Genomic DNA, 16795 nt, shown 5'->3' with positions numbered 1-16795 from the left:
TTTTACCATCCTATCTCATTCATTGGTTTTCCATCGAAAGTAAAGTACCAGAGTGTTCGGTAACATTCCCAGGTTGTGGGACGAAGTGTGGTAGGAATAAGGAGTTTTTCTATTTCTTTACGGAATTTTAAGTACCATTCTAGATTGGTTACTTCCCCACTTGCAAAAACTTGCATGAACTCATTATGGGACTGAAACAGATTAATGGAAGGCATTTTAGTTGTATGTGGAAGTATCGATTTTATCCCTTCCATTGCTGATTCAAGGTCATCCAGCCCTACAATGTAGGTCCATGTCGTATCCAATCCCTGAGCTTTTGCACGAGCTAATAAATCAGGCATCTGTTCAGGTAATAGATCTGCTTTCGAGCTTTTCAATATGACATCTCTTTTGGTAAAGCACTCAATGGTTAGTGTTAACTTAAAAGGTGCTGTGTATTGATTCAGCTCTTGGAACCCTTCATTGGAACGAATAACAGAACCTAGAAAATTCAGTTGACCTTTAAAATTATGATTATTCAGAGTATGACGCACGTTTTTTAGGTGTTGAATGGCGAGATGTTCATAAAGAAAACAACCAGTAGAAAGGCAAACTTGCTCCAAAGAAGATAGATCTTTCCAACCTTGTTGATTGGCCAAGATGTGAAAGTATTGATCAAGATCATCTAAAACTTTTAACCTGGGGTCCTCTGCAACTTCCAAGCTATTATAACAGAAGACACATCCTGTACAGACACTTCTAGCATTGGAGTTCATGGTAAGGACATCTCCACCTTTTCGGAAATACCCCATTACAACATCATCATTTTCAAGTTCAAATACATCTGCAAAAGGCTTCCCATGAAATAGTAGTTGGGTAGGCGTAAGGAAAAATGGTGATTTTTTTCGATTAGGCGGTACAATCAATCGAAGTAGATATTCGGGACGGCTTTTTAAACGGATTTTCATCCTCATTCTAGGTGAATCGAAATCCGAATTAACTCCTAACGTATTTAAGGCAATCATCATGATATCTTCCACACAAATACTATATTTTTGTTCTAACTCCAACACGCATTTTTCATCCACATGAGCAAGTAAACTGCTTTTCATATCGTACACATCCCTTTCGTTATTTTGAAATAAGCCAACCTATTCTTTATCCAAACAAGCTTGTACAATCGCTTTCATTCGGATGAGACGGATCTCATCGGTTTTAGCTTCATAGATCGTACTCAATAGTTGCTGTCGTTCATAAACTGGAAGTCGATCAATGGTAGTTTCAGCTTCTTTTAATAATTTTTGAAGTTGGTCAGGAACATTCATTTTTGGAAGCCCAATATTTACAAGGCTTAACTGAACTCGAACCGCATCTCCCTGTTTCCATTCTGTTTTCTTAGACAAAGGAATGTATGGAGGTTGTTCATCTGTTCGCAAGATTACTCCTGTAAAAGGAGTCTCATTGATTGACCCCTTGCATTTACGACTACGAAAATCCACAGGGATCTCACCTGGTAATCGAATGATTAAGAGATCACCAATGGAAGAAACAGTAGTATGAAATTCCATTTTTATCCCCTCAATTCTTGGTAATATGTTGATGACTGCATTACTTCATGGAATTCTTTCCAGGCTTCTCTTATGGAAATCAACGAAACCAACTTGTCTATATCTTGAATAACTTGGTTTGTCGGTCCCGACATAGTGAGAATCGACTTAACTGGACTAGGCAAAATTTTATTTGCAATTCGTCGTACCGTTGCAAATTCATCTGAGATTTGTTGGCTTTGTTGCAGTGTAAAGTGTTGTAAGACGGGTATTTGCAATGAAAGATATCTAGTATGAATCTCCGGTGGCTTCCAGTTATTCATAGCCATTTTCACTAACTCATGATAAGTGTTTGGTGCTCCTGTTAAATTCGTTAGGGCAGTACTTCCACCAAATCGAGTATTTACTTCCAAGACGGTGATCGGTCCTTTTTGAGGAATGATCAGATCGATGTCAGTAATTCCTTCCCAATGAAACAGCTTTCCTAACTGTTGAATGATCTCCTGTAATTCTGTTAGTCGTGATTCTGGTAAGTGGTAGGGTGCAATTTTAAGGCGTTCGGTGGGATGTCCACCTGCTAACGTTGATCCTTTGTAAATCGGGACAAAAGGAACAGTTACCCCTTTGTAACTCAAAACTTCAATCGATATTTCGATCCCTTCTATATGTTTTTCAATCAAAACTTTGGAAGGTCGATACATTTCAAAATAACGATCTATCTCCATATGGGTTACACAATAAGCGGTTTTAGCTCCAGCACTTCCGGTAGGATCTTTTAAGATGATGGGATACCCAACTTGATCTGCTATTTTTGCGGCCTCGTCCTTATTGGTTACCACATCTCCAGGCGCAACTGTGATTGCACTATTCTTACGCAACACTTGACGCATGATCCCTTTGTCAATTCCAACCATTGCCGATTGTAGTGGATGACCGATCATGGGAATTCCTAACACGCTTTCAGAGTAATGCTTGATCATTCCATCTCTGATTAACGCAATTTGTTCGGGGGTATTCCCACAAATTGAGATCACAGCGTCAATCGGAGTACTTTGAAGGTATGAAATAATGCTTCCCCAATCGTCATGGGAGTGAAGGCGAATTCCAGGATATGTAGATGAGATGGTTTCTGTATTTTTCACCAGATAAAATTCATGCCCCATGTTTTCTCCGTACTCAATCAATGAATTGACTCGTGTTTCACTAGTCAAAAAAATCTTCATTCGATCACCTCACTAATTTGGATACAGTAGGATTTAAATTGGAGCTACTAGTTACAACTCCACCATTCTTTCTCCCTCAGCCATTTTGTCTGCATTTTTTTGATAAAAGTACAGTTATTAGTGGAGTTCATTTCCTTGATATGGTTTTTTCCATCTAATAACGCACGATCTACCAGAGAAAGCGCAGAAGCACTTAAATAGGCAAAATCTTGTTGGGTGGGAAGCTCAATGTCTTTCTCTACTGCAAACCACCCTGCGGCAAATGAAACAGTTAATGGTAATTGATCGGCTAATTCATGATGGAAATCTTCCACAGAAAGGTAAAAATCAGCTTGTGTCTTTCCTGCACAGACGAGTATCATTTCATCCCCACCGAAAGTAGATAATGCACTCCACGGATATTCTAGTTTTTTAAATGCGGATAAACTAATTTCCCCCAATTGAGACATGAACGCATTTCCAGCAAGGTGACCAAAAGACCAAGGGTTTTTTTCATTCATCGACTGGAAACAAGATTTTAGATTATCTACATCTCCTACTGCAATTCCTACTGCTCCATAGTTTTTCAAGAGAGCAGGGAATTCCTGAGTATAACTTTTTAAGAAACTTGGAAAGGAAATGAATCCGGTTACAGGATCGCGGATGTAATCACACCAATTTTTACCGTAAGCAGGAGCAACAAAAGAATTTTCAGCACTATATACCATAGAAGCTTTCATTTTGTTTCCTTTCGTCTATCATCAATTGGATTTTGTGTGTTTACATAAAAAACGCTTACAATATATTAACTGATGTGTTTTGGAGTAGTGAAAACGTCATAATTCCTACCGTGAATATAAGTTGTACCATTCGCCATATCTGTGATCTCAGCGTTCAATAAAGTAAATTCAATCGTCTTTCTATCCTCACTGGTAATGGTTACTTTACTTATTTTCTTGTTCGAGACCGTTGGTTTCACATACGGATTCTCATCATAAAAATAATCCATTCTTAATTCATTAGTCCCCATTGAAAGCCTAGACTGGCTATAACAACGCCATTGTGGACTTATTTTAAGAAATTCCAAGAACTCCTTAACTTTATCCCTGTTACCTTCCAAACTTATTTTCAACATTTTGCCTCATCCTTTCTTTAAATCATGTAATCGCCTTACTTCCATGCGAATTAGGGCATGAATCCATCTTTCTGTATCTCTCATACCATTAGGAAACAAAAACCGAACAATATATCCTTTTCCTGAGTGTTCAAGATCATTTATAATCTGCGACTTATGCTGATTCATGAGATCAACAGTGTAATGGTACTTGTCTGCTAATTCTTGTAAAGCTCGCGTGACTTCATGAGGAATTGTTCTGTTATCAATGACCCAAAGTAAATCCATTGTTTTAACAAGATTTAGTCTCCTGTTCTTTTAGCAGAAATAAGAAACATCTTTCTGCCCATTTGAAACTAATAACAATTCAGGATTAAAACGGCTTAAAAACCAATTTAGTAATGTTTTTCTAAAACCTATCAAACTTCTTGTTTTGATTATATATTTCTTAGAATTTACTGACAAATTTGCATTTTTTTCAGAATTAACCCTTTACCTCTTAAAAAAACATTATCTTTACATCATTCCCCACCATAATACCCTTCCTTTTCTACGTTCATTCTTAAATAATTTGTATTTTTCACCTATTTTGTTTATTATGATGACTTTTTTTTAGAAAAAAAATATAATATATTTGTTAAGAGGAGGTAGAGTGATTTGCAATTACAGGAGGAAGAACGGCAAGCCTTACGGTCGTTTCGTAGGAATAAAGGATTGCGACTAGAAGATTTGGCTGATGATAATCTTTCCATATCCAGTATTAGCAACATCGAAAAAGGCAACCGTGTACGCGAAGGAACATTGGAGGCTTACTTCTCAAAGTTAGAAATTCTAGGATTAAAAAGAAACTCGTTATTTGACCTTGTCAAAAAAGAAAGAAAGCTCTCCGAACAATTAAAGTTAACTTTTATGCTTTTAGAGTCTAAAATTGAATTAAATTTGCTTTCAAAAGTTATGCCAGAAATCAGAGAAATGGAGAATAAGAAAGAAGTCCCTAAAGAATATAGCCAATATTTAAAGGGAAAATTCTATTTAAAAAAAAGAAAGTGGGACCAAGCAAAAGCCCACTTCGAAAAGGTAATTGAAATCTGCAAAAAAAATAACAATAGCAGCTTTAATCTCATTGCTACTTCCTATAAAGAACTTGCAAGAATCAGCTTTTACGAAAGAAATGATATTCAACATTCACTGGTTTTAGTTGATGAAGGATTACAATACTATGACCCTGATGAAGAAAAAAATGAGATCCGATATTATCTCTTGATTGGGAAAGTTTCCTACCTGGAAAAATTGAATCAAACGGATGAAGCCCTCCATTTGTTAAAAGAAATGTGGTCTTCTTTACCAGAAATAACCGATGTTGAGATTCAATTGAATATGTATGAAATCATGGCTGCTTTACTAAATAAAAAAAATCGGTTTACTGAGGCTCTTTCTTATGCAAAACATGGCTTCTCTATCGCTGTAAGAAATCAGAAATATCGTCGTTCTCAAGAGTTATTAACTATTTTAGGGAATATTTATGTGAACCTTGAAGATCATTGGAGTGCAGAGAATTGTTATAAAGAGGCGTTAACATTCGAAGAAAAAACAGGTAAAGATTTACTTGTCTCAACGTATGCCGAACTTGGCCTTCTTTATAAAAAAATGAAGCAATTCGAAGAAGCTGAACGGCATTTACAGTTGGCAGTCAAAAAAGGATCGCAAGCAAAAGACGCACAGCGGTATTGTTATGCACTAATGTCTTTGGCTAAATTTTATCTAGATCAAAAATCATACATAAATGCTATAGAACACTACAAAAAAGCCAAAGAATTAGCAAGGCAATACAAACTGAGCAATAAATTACAAAGCATATTAGTGGATATTTCGGAATGTTGGAAACGGGCAGGATATAAAGAAAATTACTATGCATCTCTAGATGAATTCCAAAATCATTTAAGAGAAAACCAATAACCATTTAATCAAAACAGGAGGCTATAGTTCCCTATTTTCTAGATAAACGCAAATAACAATAAACATGAAAAGGAGGTGACTTCCTATGAGATTTGAAAGTGATCCTCCATAAATAGGACATATCCCTTTTTACCTATGCTTATAGGATGAAGGGATTTTTTTATATCGTAAGCTTTTTACTAACATCTGAGGATATCTCATTCACTTCTTGATATAATTAACTGATCAAATTCATTAACAAGCTGAATACATTGCAAATGATACCGCGTCTCAATACTCTCTCCTTGAAAGAGGCGAATTCCTTTGCCCAACGTAACAGGGGCAATGGTCAGTATCAACTCATCAATCAATTGATACTGCATAAAATGCTTGATTAAACTCCCTCCACCAACTATCCAAATATCTTTCTTTCCTTTCTGATTTAGTCTTTCGATAAAATCTACTACATTTTCATTCGTATATTGGACATATTCATCTGACCCTGTTTCCTGATTGGAAAAAACAAAGCATTCTTTATCAACATATGGAAACGGGACATCAAATGCTTGAATTTCTTTGTAGGTTTTATTTCCCATGACAACGGTATCGATCCGCTCGATAAAATCACTATACCCATTGTCTCCTTCTCCTTGGGTAGTATGTAACCAATCCAATCCATCCTCATCATCAGCGATATGCCCATCAATTGACATGGCGATATATAAAATGACTTTTCTCTTCATCCTATCTCATCCCTTACCTAAGCAGAGAGAGTCTAGCAAACTCTCATAAAAGTGTGCTAGACTCCGATTTCTTTTCACCTAAAAATTCACCGATATTCATTTGTCGACCTCGAACAAAATCACTTGCTGCTAGGCGTTTTTTTCCTGCTGGTTGGATATCCGTCAAGCGAAGAGAACCAGATCCAGTAGCAATAAAGATACCTTCTGCTGTCAGATCCCACACTTCACCGGGCTCTTTTCCTTCAGGAGTATTTTCTGCCAGTTCTGCCCACCAAACTTTAAATGCTTGTCCTCTCCAGTAAGTAAACGCAACTGGCCAAGGGTGCATACCACGTATTTGATTGCGAATCTCTACAGCAGAACGGCTCCAATCAATTTCTTCCTGCTCTCGTTTAATGTTTGGTGCAAAGGTAGCTTGTTCTTCATTTTGGGGAACCGGAGTTATTTTACCTTGAATCAGTGCTGGCAAAGTCTCTTTTACTAATTCAGCACCTACTTGGGAAAGTTTTTCAAATAAGCTGCCAACATGATCGTTATCTGTGATCGGAATACTCCTGCTATTGATCATATCCCCAGCATCCAAGGCTTCGACCATATACATAATGGTAACACCTGTCTCTGTTTCCCCATCGATCAATGCTTGATGTATGGGGGCTCCTCCTCGATATTTGGGCAATAGGGAAGCATGGACATTGATACAGCCAAACTTCGGTATCTCCAATATTTCTTTCGGCAAGATTTGCCCAAATGCAGCTGTAACAATCAAATCAGGCTCCATTGATCTAACATAATGAATGCCCTCTTCCAGTCTGATCTTATCTGGTTGGTAGACGGGAATGTTGTGTTCAATCGCCACTTCTTTGACTGGCGGTGGGGTTAAAATTCGTTTTCTGCCAACAGGACGATCCGGTTGCGTTATGACGGAAACAATATTGTATCCTTCTTCTATCAATGTTAACAAAGAAGGCACCGCAAAAGCTGGGGTGCCCATAAATATCACTCTCATCGGTTCTCTTCCTCCTCCGGGCGGAACACTTTCTCTGCTATGTCAATAAATAATACACCATTTAAGTGATCAATCTCATGTTGGAATGCCCGGGCTAAAAAGCCTTCAGCTTCGATCTCCACTGCATTTCCGTTTCGATCCTGCCCTTTCACCCGAATTACGTTTGCTCTTTTTACATAACCAAGTAATCCAGGAATACTAAGGCAGCCTTCTGGTGGTTCTATTTGTTCTCCTGACTTCTCCACAATCTCTGGATTTACCATTTCGATTAATTCTTCTCCAACATCTACCACGATGACTCTTTTTCCAATTCCCACTTGAGGAGCTGCCAATCCTACACCATGAGCATCATACATGGTTTCAGCCATATCATCGAGCAGTTTGCCTAACCTGTCATTAAATCTTGTCACTTCTACTGCCCTTTCCTTAAGAATGGGATCGGGATACTTCACGATGTTGCGTATAGACATTTGTGTTCACTCCTATTTCACCATCACGATCAATTTGTATACGTAATTCTTTATCTTTAGGCCATCCTTCAACAATTTTCCACTTTGATTGGATTTCCCCAATAATTTCATGGTCGTTCGGATATTTCACCATTACTTGAATGCGATGGCGATCCTTTATTTTCGATACAGATGGTGCTACTGGTCCTAACACCTCATAATTTGGATTTCCTTTCAAAACATTGGAGATGTCCACGGCCCGCTTCATGGCTAAAACACGATCGATATGACTGACTGTTATCGTAAACAATCCACAAAACGGGGGATAGTGATGTTGTTTCCTTAATAATAACTCTTTGCGGTAAAATGCCTCTGATTCATGCTGAGAAACCATTTGAATGCTATAGTGATCTTCTTGATAGGTTTGAATGATCACTTTCCCAGGTTGTTCATGACGGCCAGCACGGCCACTCACTTGTGTCAGCAATTGGTAAGTTCGTTCGACTGCTCGAAAATCTGGAAGATTTAGCATCGTATCTGCAGCAATAACTCCTACTAATGTAACCTTTGGAAAATCCAGCCCTTTGGCAATCATTTGTGTACCGAGTAAAATATCCGCTTTTCCTTCCCCAAAGGAGCGCAATAGCCGTTCATGAGAACCTTTTTTACTTGTCGTATCCATATCCATCCGTATGACACGAACTCCAGGAAAATGCTTCGTCAACTCTTCCTCGACCTTTTGCGTTCCGGTACCGAAATGACGAATATGTTCACTCTGGCATTTGGGGCAAGTAGTGGGCACTTTTTCCGTATAGCCACAGTAATGGCAGCGTACGGTTCGATTTGTATGGTGATAGGTTAAGGCAATATCACAATGCTCGCAATTTGCTACTTCTCCGCATGAACGACATAGCACAAACGTAGCATATCCCCGGCGATTTAAAAACAAAACAACCTGCTGACCACGTGCAATGGTTTCTTGAATCGATGTGGTTAGTGCCCTACTAAACATCGTTCGATTTCCTTGTTTCAGTTCTTCCCTCATATCGACTGTTTCTACTGTTGGAAAAGGTCTGCTTTTTACTCTTTCTTTTAATGTTACCCAAGAATAAGCATTTGTTCGAGCATGAAAATAACTTTCCAGTGAAGGGGTAGCAGACCCAAGAACTACAGCAGCTTGGTGAAATTGTGCACGCCATCTGGCAATTTCCCTTGCGTGGTAACGTGGGCTTTCTTCTTGTTTGTAGGATGACTCATGTTCTTCGTCGATAATAACCAAACCCAGTTTGGTAAAAGGAGCAAAGATAGCAGAACGCGCACCTATTGCCACTTGAACCTCGCCACGGCGAATTTTGCGCCATTCATCATACCGTTCCCCAGCTGAAAGTCTACTGTGAAGTACTGCTACTTTTTCTCCGAATCGCCCTTTAAATCGATCTACCATCTGTGGGGTAAGCGAAATTTCTGGAACCAGTACTATTGCTTCTTTTCCTCGCTGTAACACTTCTTCAATCGATTGCAAATAAATTTCTGTTTTTCCGCTGCCTGTTACCCCATGTAAGAGAATCGACTCGTATTGCTCTTCTTGAATAGGTTTTTTAATTGTGTTAAATGCTTGTTGTTGTTCTGCAGTCAATTCTAACGGTATAGTAGGTTCAAAGGTGGCATCTCGATACGGATCACGATATTGCTCCCTTTCTTCGATCAGTACCAATCCACGTTCAGCTAGTGCTTTGACCGTTTGCCTGTTCGCTCCCGTCTGAGCCAATAACGTGGAAAGCGGTACCTCGGGATGATCTTGGAGTAAAAATTGCATTACTTCGACTTGCTTTTTTGCCCTTTTGGGAATTTCTTGCAAATCTGCACTTTTCACTTTCACCCAAGATATTCGTTCTTTTGTCACTCGGTCACCCACATGCTCTTCCACCTTGAGAATTCCATCTTGAATCGATTTTCGCAGTGCCTGTCTGCCAACTAATCGCTCTGCTTCTTCAAAACTGCACGATATCTTCTTCTCTAGCAGTTGGTACAGGGATTCTATCTTTTTGTCAAAGCTTTTACTTTCTAAGCCCAAATAAACTTTTTTCTGATATTTCCCTTTTAACACGGAAGGAATCATCGATTGAAATGCGGTAATGGTATGACAAAAATATTCTTCTGCCATCGCTTGTCCTAGTTGAACTAATTCTTGAGTAAGCGGTGGTAAAATATCCTTTACATCTAAAATATTCTTTAGTTTTTGGGCGGGAGAGGACAGAGTTAGCCCGATTACATATCCTAGTATTTTCCGTGGTCCAAAAGGAACTTCCACTCGGCTTCCTATTTGAACCTCACCGATTAACTCTTCGGGTACTAAGTAATCAAAAGGTCGGTTTGTTCCTTTGCTTGGAACATCCACCACTACTTTTGCTACTTGAATCATAGCTGTTCCCCAATCCAATGAATTAATTTTTCTGCCAATTGATTTTTAGGCATCACTGGATAGGAATGGATAAAACCTTGTTTTCCATAAACTTTTACTGCATTTGTGTCAACAGAAAACCCTGCTCCTTCTTGAAGCACATCGTTGGCGATAATAAAATCCATATTCTTCTTCTCCAACTTCTCCCTTGCATACTTTTCGATATTCTGTGTTTCCGCAGCAAAACCAATTAATAGTTGATTTTCTCGTTTACGCTTGCCTACTTCATATGCAATATCGGGATTCTTTATCAATTCTATTTCCCAGCTGTCTGTCTGCTTTTTTCGTTTTTGTGGCAATACTTCTTTTGGTCTATAATCGGAGACTGCTGCTGCTTTTATCACAATATCTGCTCTATCTAGATTTGCGAGAACTGCATCATGCATCTCTTGTGCTCCTGTTACAGCAATAACTTCTGCTCCAGCAGGAGGTGTCAAAGAAACTGGTCCACTGACTAAGATCACTTTTGCACCTGCCTGCAAGGCTGCTGTTGCTAATGCATACCCCATTTTCCCTGACGAATGATTCGACAAATAACGAACAGGATCAATGGCCTCCACGGTAGGACCAGCTGTTAGCAGGACTGTTTTTCCTTTTAACAAACGTTTTGATGCAAAAAAAGCCTGAACCCATGCGACAATTTCTTCTGGTTCTGCGAGACGCCCTTTTCCTACATAACCGCAAGCCAATTGACCTTCATCAGGTTCCATATATGTCACACCATAGGATGCTAGTTTCTGCATATTTTCTTGGACAATTTTATTTTGGTACATATGTACATTCATCGCTGGTGCAAGAACAATAGGCGCCTGGGTTGCCAATATAGTTGTGGATAACATATCATCCGCTATACCATTTGCTATTTTTCCGATTAGATTCGCTGTCGCTGGTGCAATTAGTACTAAATCAGCATGATCTGCCAAATCAATATGCATGACACGAGAGGGATCACGTTCATCAAAGGTGTCTATCGCTACTGGATTACGGGTGAGAGTTTGTAAAGTTAAAGGAGTAATAAATTCGGTTGCTGACTTGGTCATAATCGTGCGTACATCCATTCCTAGCTGAGTAAGTTTACTCGCAATAGTTGCTGCTTTATATGCTGCAATTCCTCCAGTAATCCCCAATAAGATGCGTTTTCTCTCCATCTCTATCCCTCACTAAACACAGGTTTGTTCGCAATGTATGGGATATCCCACTAAAAAAATAACAACCTTATACCAGGTTGTTTATTTGAAATCTTACAAACTTTATCCTTGTCGTCTTGCACGAACAGGTGTAACGACAATATCCGAAGAAATTTCTTCTAATGCCACACCAACATACTTGTGTGATTTTGGTTTGATATGGGCATTCTGCCCTTCTAAAAGTCCACGTGCGCGTTTTGCAGCAAGTACTACTAATGAATATTTGCTGTCTACTTTTGCCATTAATTTATCAATGGATGGATATAGCACCTATCCATTCCTCCTGTCCATCTCGTTAATCTTCAATAATAACTCTAGAAGTATGACAATGTTCTGCAATCAAAATAGCTTCAATCTTTTCACAAGCATTTTCCAGTTTATCATTAATCACAGCATAATCATAAATTGCTAATTCTCTACACTCACTTGAAGCCACATGAAGACGACGTTGAATCGTTGATACCGTTTCTGTACCACGGCCCATGATCCTCCGCTTCAATTCATCCATCGATGGTGGCAGTAGAAAAATAAAAATCCCTTCAGGGAATTGTTCTTTTACTTGCTTTGCTCCTTGAACTTCAATTTCCAAAATAACGTCTTCGCCTGCATTCAATTTATCCTCTACAAACTGGCGGGGCGTTCCATAATAATTTCCCACGTATTCTGCCCACTCGATCAGTTCTCCTTGTTCAATCATGGCGGAAAATTCATCTCTTGTATGGAAGAAATAGTTTACCCCATGGATTTCACCTTGTCTAGGGGAACGCGTAGTAGCAGAAACGGAGTAGATCAGATTTGGGTTACGTTTTCGCAGCAACCCACATACCGTTCCTTTTCCCACACCTGAAGGACCAGATACGACAATAAGAAGACCTCGTTCTTGATAACTGGCATTAGTCATGTATCGTATACCTTCCTACTCTAACATCTTTTAGTAGTTATTACCAATTTATACCGGAGCTAATCTACTAATTCTTCTGTACTCTCTTTGGTGACATTTGCTAGACGCTGTGCTACTGTTTCAGGTTGTACAGCGGAAAGAATGACATGATCACTATCTGTTATGATTACTGCACGGGTTCGTCGTCCATATGTAGCATCGATCAATACACCTCGATCTCGTGCTTCTTGTATGATTCTTTTAATTGGTGCTGAATCAGGACTCACAATCGACACGATACGATTTGCTGATACGATGTTACCAAAACCTATATTAATTAATTTAATGCCCAAAATATTGCTCCTCCTCACCCATGCTGGGAATATCGCTTATAAATCTCTCTATGCTATTGTAGTTTGTTTTTCAGTAAGACGCAACAAAACGAATTCAGTTAACAAAGATTTTATGTTCCCGCTTTGTTTAGTGTCATGAATTCCTCACGTTGTTAGGTCGTTTTTTCTATTCATTCCTGTTAAACTAAATACGATATTGTAAAAACGGGTTAAAGGAAGCTTGATTCATGTCAAACAAAATCGTTAAAGGAACCCTGATACTCAGTGTTGCAACACTACTCACCAAAATACTGGGTAGTCTGTTTTGGGCTCCCTTACAAAACATCGCTGGCGATAAGATCGTGGGGATATATCGGATTTCTTTTCCTTTTTACTCCATCCTTCTGATGATCGCATCTGCTGGTATACCAATTACTGTTTCCAAATTTGTAGCAGAACGATTAGCACGAGATGATTATGAAGGTGCCCAAAAAGTAAAAAAAGCTGCTGCTATCATATTATCGCTGACAGGGATTGTCTCTGGACTTATTTTATTTTTTGGTGCACATTTTGTAGCAAATGTGATGCTTGAAAGTCCACAAAATACACTGCCTATTCAGGTATTAGCTGTCGCTATTCTCTTTGTTCCCGTAATGGGAGCTTACCGTGGTTACTTTCAAGGACATCAGCAAATGATGCCTACTGGTATTTCTCAAGTGATCGAACAAGTTATCCGCGTTGTCACTGTTATCGGATTAGTCTATTGGTTAAAAGTAACTGGCTTTGGAGCTGAGATAATAGCTGCTGGTGCAACTGCTGGAGCGGTCTTTGGTGCAATTGCCGGATTGATCGTAGTACTTTGGTACAATGCCAAAGAAAAAAAACCAGCTATCCAAGTAGCACCATCATCGAAAGAATCCTTGTGGGATTTATCAAAATCTATCATCGCCTATGCTATTCCTATTTCATTAGCAACACTTGTTCTTCCGTTGATCGGATTAGTAGACTCTCTCACAATCCCTAGAATATTAATGGAGATGGGCTATAATGCTTCCATGACAGGTACCCTGTACGGAATATATGCAAGAGGAGAACCCTTTGTAAATATCATTTCTACTTTTTCGTCCTCTCTTACCCTTGCATTGATTCCAGCAATCGGTGCTTATGTTGCAAAAAATAATATGGAAGCTGTCAACAACAAGATTTCCCAAGCTTGGATGATGACACTTGTTATTAGTCTACCAGCTAGTCTAGGCTTAAGTATTTTAGCAGAACCCTTTAATATCGCGATGTATTTGGATGCAAAAGGAACTTCTACTTTAGCTATTCTGGCTTTTTCTTCAGTCTTTAGTACCCTAGCCGTTACAAGCTCAGGCATACTGCAAGGTTTGGGATACAACAAACTGCCTGTTCGTCATCTGTTAATCGGAGCAGCAGTCAAGTTCATTTGTAACTTCATTTTTGTCCCATTCTATGGAATCGCTGGATCTGCAATTGCTATGGTTATTGCTTACATCGTGGTTTGTATGCTCAATATTTGGATGGTTTTCCGCAAAACAAATATCAAGGTTTCGATGAAAAATGTATTTATGAAACCATTGTTTGCCTCGATTTTGATGGCGGGTGTCGTATATGTATCTTATCAGGCAATGAGAGGTTGGTTTATAGCAGAGCACTTTGATCGTTGGGGTTATTTGTGGATTAGTTTCATCTACATTTTGATCGCGATCATCGTCTACTTTATTTTACTGCTCCTAACCAAAACCGTCAGCCATAGTGAACTACGTATGCTGCCGATGGGCAATAAATTGGTTCGGTTTTTTCAAAAAGTAAAATTGCTAAAACAAGTAGAAAGCATGTAGAAAAAGGCCTTGCAAAAAATGCAGGCCTTTTTCTTTTAGCTAATATTTTCCGATAATGGCATCTGCCAGCAAAATAGTTTTGACTTCTGTGTTATTCTCAAATGTAAGGCTAGTTAATAAAGTAAGGAGTAATTCTATGGAGGACTTCTTTCATTCAAAATTTTTCTACATTCTATTTGCAATAGTTTTCCTTGTCATGGCCAGAGTTCAACTACGAAGGGTTTGGATTTTAGGATTTATTGCAGAAGGAATTTTAAAATTAACTTTATTTTTTGGTGGGATACTGAATTATATAACAGGTGACTATACCATTGGGTTGATGATGCATGGTCTTTATATCGTGCAATGGGTTGTATTTAAAAACTTTCGCTAGTATTTTCTTGATTTAAATAAAAAATAATATATAAATTATAGAACTTAGTTCACTATGATTGATATATAACTAGAAATGAAAGCGACATCATATTATCGTACAAACAACTTTCTAAAAGGATTAAAATATGACTTCTAATAAGAAACCTATAAACCTTGCGCTTATGATTGCCCTTTTTGTCAGTATTGTACTCACCATGGCATTATCTGTAACTGGAATCTTAATTGGGAAGAAAATAAGCGATCATACGGAAAAAACACTTTCCGAAAAGGCAATGACTACTGCACAAATTGTTGCACATTCCTCAGTAGTCATCGAGGCTTTAGAGGGAAAACGAAAAGATGCAGATATCCAGTCCTTTACGAGTGAAATCCAAAGAATTACAGGAGTACGGTTCATTGTTGTGATGGATATGCATCACATCAGAAAATCTCACCCTGATAAGAAAGAAATTGGGAAAAGGTTTGTAGGTAAAGATGAAGTAAAAGCAATGAATGGAAAATCTTATATTTCTATTGCAAAAGGAACGTTAGGAAGATCTCTACGTGCATTTGTACCTATCCGAAATTCCACAGGAAAACAAGTTGGCGTTGTATCTGTTGGAATTCTATTAAACCAGGTAAAAACAGCCATTGCACAAAGCACTCGTATTATTTATATCGGTATAGGTTTTGGGCTCCTTATCGGTATAGTAGGTGCATTGGGTCTGGCAAGAAAAGTGAAGCGTATTTTGTTTGGTTTGGAACCATTTGAAATAGCCAATTTATTACAGGAACGCAATGCTATGTTAGAATCGGTGAGAGAGGGAATTCTAGCGATTAACCGACAAGGGGACATTGTCATAGCAAACGCGGAAGCTATTCGTATGTTCCAAAAGGTAGGATATCATGATAGGCCTATAGGAGAAAACGTAGAAAATTACATGCCTGATTTCCGATTGAGTAATGTTTTAAAAAGTGGCATTCCAGAATATGACCAAGAACATAAATTAAACGGAATGGTTTTTGTGGTAAATCGAGTTCCAATAAAAGTTGACAATCAAGTAATTGGGGCCATCGCTACCTTCCGAGATAAAACAGAATTAAAAAAATTAGTGACTCAATTATCAGGAGTCAAATTATATGCAGAAGCACTTCGAGTAAAAACACATGAGTTTATGAACAAATTACATGTTATTCTAGGACTTGTGCAAATGAAACAGTACGATAGATTGACTTCTTTCATTCAGAACATTACAGATCATTATCAACTCGAGATAGACTCCGTTTCAAAGCTTGTTAAAGAACCTATCTTGGCTGGTTTTTTCCTAAGTAAACTAAGTTATGCCAGAGAACATGGTGTGAAGCTTACTATTTTCGGAGATGGTACCTTACCACTCTCAAAAAATCCTAAAATAATAGATGATATCGTCACGATTATTGGAAATTTGATTGATAATGCAATTGAGTCTTCTGAAAACAGCTCCAAAAAAGAAGTGGATGTTTTTCTCGAATATGATGGAATGATCTTTTCTATTACTGTTAAAGACAGTGGTGGAGGAATACCAGAGGATTTACATGAGAATATATTTAAGAAAGGTCTCTCTACAAAAGGAGAAAACCGAGGTTATGGATTATTTCTAGTTCAGAGAAATGTAGAGAACTTACATGGAACTCTTAGTTTTTCCTCCAATGAAGAAGGAACGCTTTTCATTGTAAAACTTCCCTATCAAAGTAAGGAATGAAA

18 protein-coding genes are annotated in these 16795 nt (G+C 38.4%); 4 read left to right on the top strand and 14 right to left on the bottom strand.

What is annotated here, in order from left to right:
• Positions 1-2: 2 nt before the first annotated feature.
• The 6 genes from MK805_RS07730 to MK805_RS07705 all read right to left on the bottom strand — a co-directional run bounded on the left by MK805_RS07730 (position 3) and on the right by MK805_RS07705 (position 4130).
• Positions 3-1091: a hypothetical protein gene (locus MK805_RS07730; protein ID WP_240875008.1), complete on the bottom strand. Its 1089-nt coding sequence runs from the start codon at positions 1089-1091 to the stop codon at positions 3-5.
• A 39-nt stretch (positions 1092-1130) separates the two neighbouring features.
• The gene (locus MK805_RS07725; RefSeq protein ID WP_240875007.1) at positions 1131-1547 is read right to left on the bottom strand and encodes a DUF1905 domain-containing protein; all 417 of its coding nucleotides are present in this window, start codon (positions 1545-1547) and stop codon (positions 1131-1133) included.
• A 2-nt stretch (positions 1548-1549) separates the two neighbouring features.
• Positions 1550-2749, bottom strand: coding sequence for an ATP-grasp domain-containing protein (locus MK805_RS07720; protein WP_240875006.1), 1200 nt, complete (start codon positions 2747-2749; stop codon positions 1550-1552).
• 47 nt (positions 2750-2796) lie between these two features.
• Entirely contained in the window at positions 2797-3468 is a 672-nt protein-coding gene (locus tag MK805_RS07715; protein ID WP_240875005.1) for a GGDEF domain-containing protein, read from the bottom strand.
• A 65-nt stretch (positions 3469-3533) separates the two neighbouring features.
• Positions 3534-3737 (bottom strand): hypothetical protein, encoded by a 204-nt coding sequence (locus MK805_RS07710; protein ID WP_240875004.1) that lies wholly within the window; start codon positions 3735-3737, stop codon positions 3534-3536.
• A gap of 132 nt (positions 3738-3869) precedes the next feature.
• Complete coding sequence (locus MK805_RS07705) at positions 3870-4130, bottom strand: hypothetical protein (RefSeq protein WP_240875003.1); 261 nt, start codon at positions 4128-4130, stop codon at positions 3870-3872.
• Positions 4131-4499: 369 nt separating this feature from the next.
• Here MK805_RS07705 and MK805_RS07700 point away from each other — a divergent pair, with 369 nt between their 5' ends.
• Positions 4500-5798, top strand: coding sequence for an XRE family transcriptional regulator (locus tag MK805_RS07700; RefSeq protein ID WP_240875002.1), 1299 nt, complete (start codon positions 4500-4502; stop codon positions 5796-5798).
• A gap of 197 nt (positions 5799-5995) precedes the next feature.
• On the opposite strand, the gene MK805_RS07695 is transcribed toward MK805_RS07700, so the two are convergent.
• From MK805_RS07695 to remA, 8 genes are all read right to left on the bottom strand, one after another.
• Entirely contained in the window at positions 5996-6520 is a 525-nt protein-coding gene (locus MK805_RS07695) for a dihydrofolate reductase family protein (RefSeq protein WP_240875001.1), read from the bottom strand.
• A gap of 43 nt (positions 6521-6563) precedes the next feature.
• Positions 6564-7526, bottom strand: coding sequence for a methionyl-tRNA formyltransferase (gene fmt, locus MK805_RS07690; RefSeq protein WP_240875000.1), 963 nt, complete (start codon positions 7524-7526; stop codon positions 6564-6566).
• Entirely contained in the window at positions 7523-7996 is a 474-nt protein-coding gene (gene def / locus MK805_RS07685) for a peptide deformylase (protein ID WP_240874999.1), read from the bottom strand. Before def ends, fmt begins: the two co-directional genes overlap by 4 nt.
• The gene (gene priA, locus MK805_RS07680) at positions 7953-10397 is read right to left on the bottom strand and encodes a primosomal protein N' (RefSeq protein WP_240874998.1); all 2445 of its coding nucleotides are present in this window, start codon (positions 10395-10397) and stop codon (positions 7953-7955) included. The genes def and priA overlap by 44 nt, the downstream gene beginning before the upstream one ends.
• The gene (gene coaBC, locus MK805_RS07675) at positions 10394-11584 is read right to left on the bottom strand and encodes a bifunctional phosphopantothenoylcysteine decarboxylase/phosphopantothenate--cysteine ligase CoaBC (protein WP_240874997.1); all 1191 of its coding nucleotides are present in this window, start codon (positions 11582-11584) and stop codon (positions 10394-10396) included. Before coaBC ends, priA begins: the two co-directional genes overlap by 4 nt.
• A gap of 102 nt (positions 11585-11686) precedes the next feature.
• Positions 11687-11893 carry a DNA-directed RNA polymerase subunit omega gene (gene rpoZ, locus MK805_RS07670; protein WP_240874996.1) on the bottom strand — a complete coding sequence of 69 codons (207 nt, stop codon included), beginning with the start codon at positions 11891-11893 and terminating at the stop codon, positions 11687-11689.
• A gap of 25 nt (positions 11894-11918) precedes the next feature.
• On the bottom strand, positions 11919-12524 hold the full coding sequence (gene gmk / locus MK805_RS07665; protein ID WP_240874995.1) for a guanylate kinase: 606 nt from the start codon (positions 12522-12524) through the stop codon (positions 11919-11921).
• A gap of 59 nt (positions 12525-12583) precedes the next feature.
• Entirely contained in the window at positions 12584-12856 is a 273-nt protein-coding gene (remA, locus tag MK805_RS07660; protein WP_240874994.1) for an extracellular matrix/biofilm regulator RemA, read from the bottom strand.
• A 227-nt stretch (positions 12857-13083) separates the two neighbouring features.
• Here remA and MK805_RS07655 point away from each other — a divergent pair, with 227 nt between their 5' ends.
• The 3 genes from MK805_RS07655 to dcuS all read left to right on the top strand — a co-directional run bounded on the left by MK805_RS07655 (position 13084) and on the right by dcuS (position 16793).
• Positions 13084-14697, top strand: coding sequence for a putative polysaccharide biosynthesis protein (locus MK805_RS07655; RefSeq protein ID WP_240874993.1), 1614 nt, complete (start codon positions 13084-13086; stop codon positions 14695-14697).
• Between the two features lie 136 nt (positions 14698-14833).
• Complete coding sequence (locus tag MK805_RS07650; protein WP_240874992.1) at positions 14834-15070, top strand: hypothetical protein; 237 nt, start codon at positions 14834-14836, stop codon at positions 15068-15070.
• 127 nt (positions 15071-15197) lie between these two features.
• A complete protein-coding gene (gene dcuS / locus MK805_RS07645) occupies positions 15198-16793 on the top strand; it encodes a DcuS/MalK family sensor histidine kinase (protein WP_255724540.1) in 1596 nt (531 codons plus the stop codon).
• The last annotated feature ends 2 nt before the right edge of the window (positions 16794-16795 follow it).

Source organism: Shimazuella soli (genome assembly GCF_022511585.1).
Lineage (GTDB): Bacteria > Bacillota > Bacilli > Thermoactinomycetales > Thermoactinomycetaceae > Shimazuella > Shimazuella soli.
This window is presented reverse-complemented; position numbering and strand designations above follow the sequence as displayed.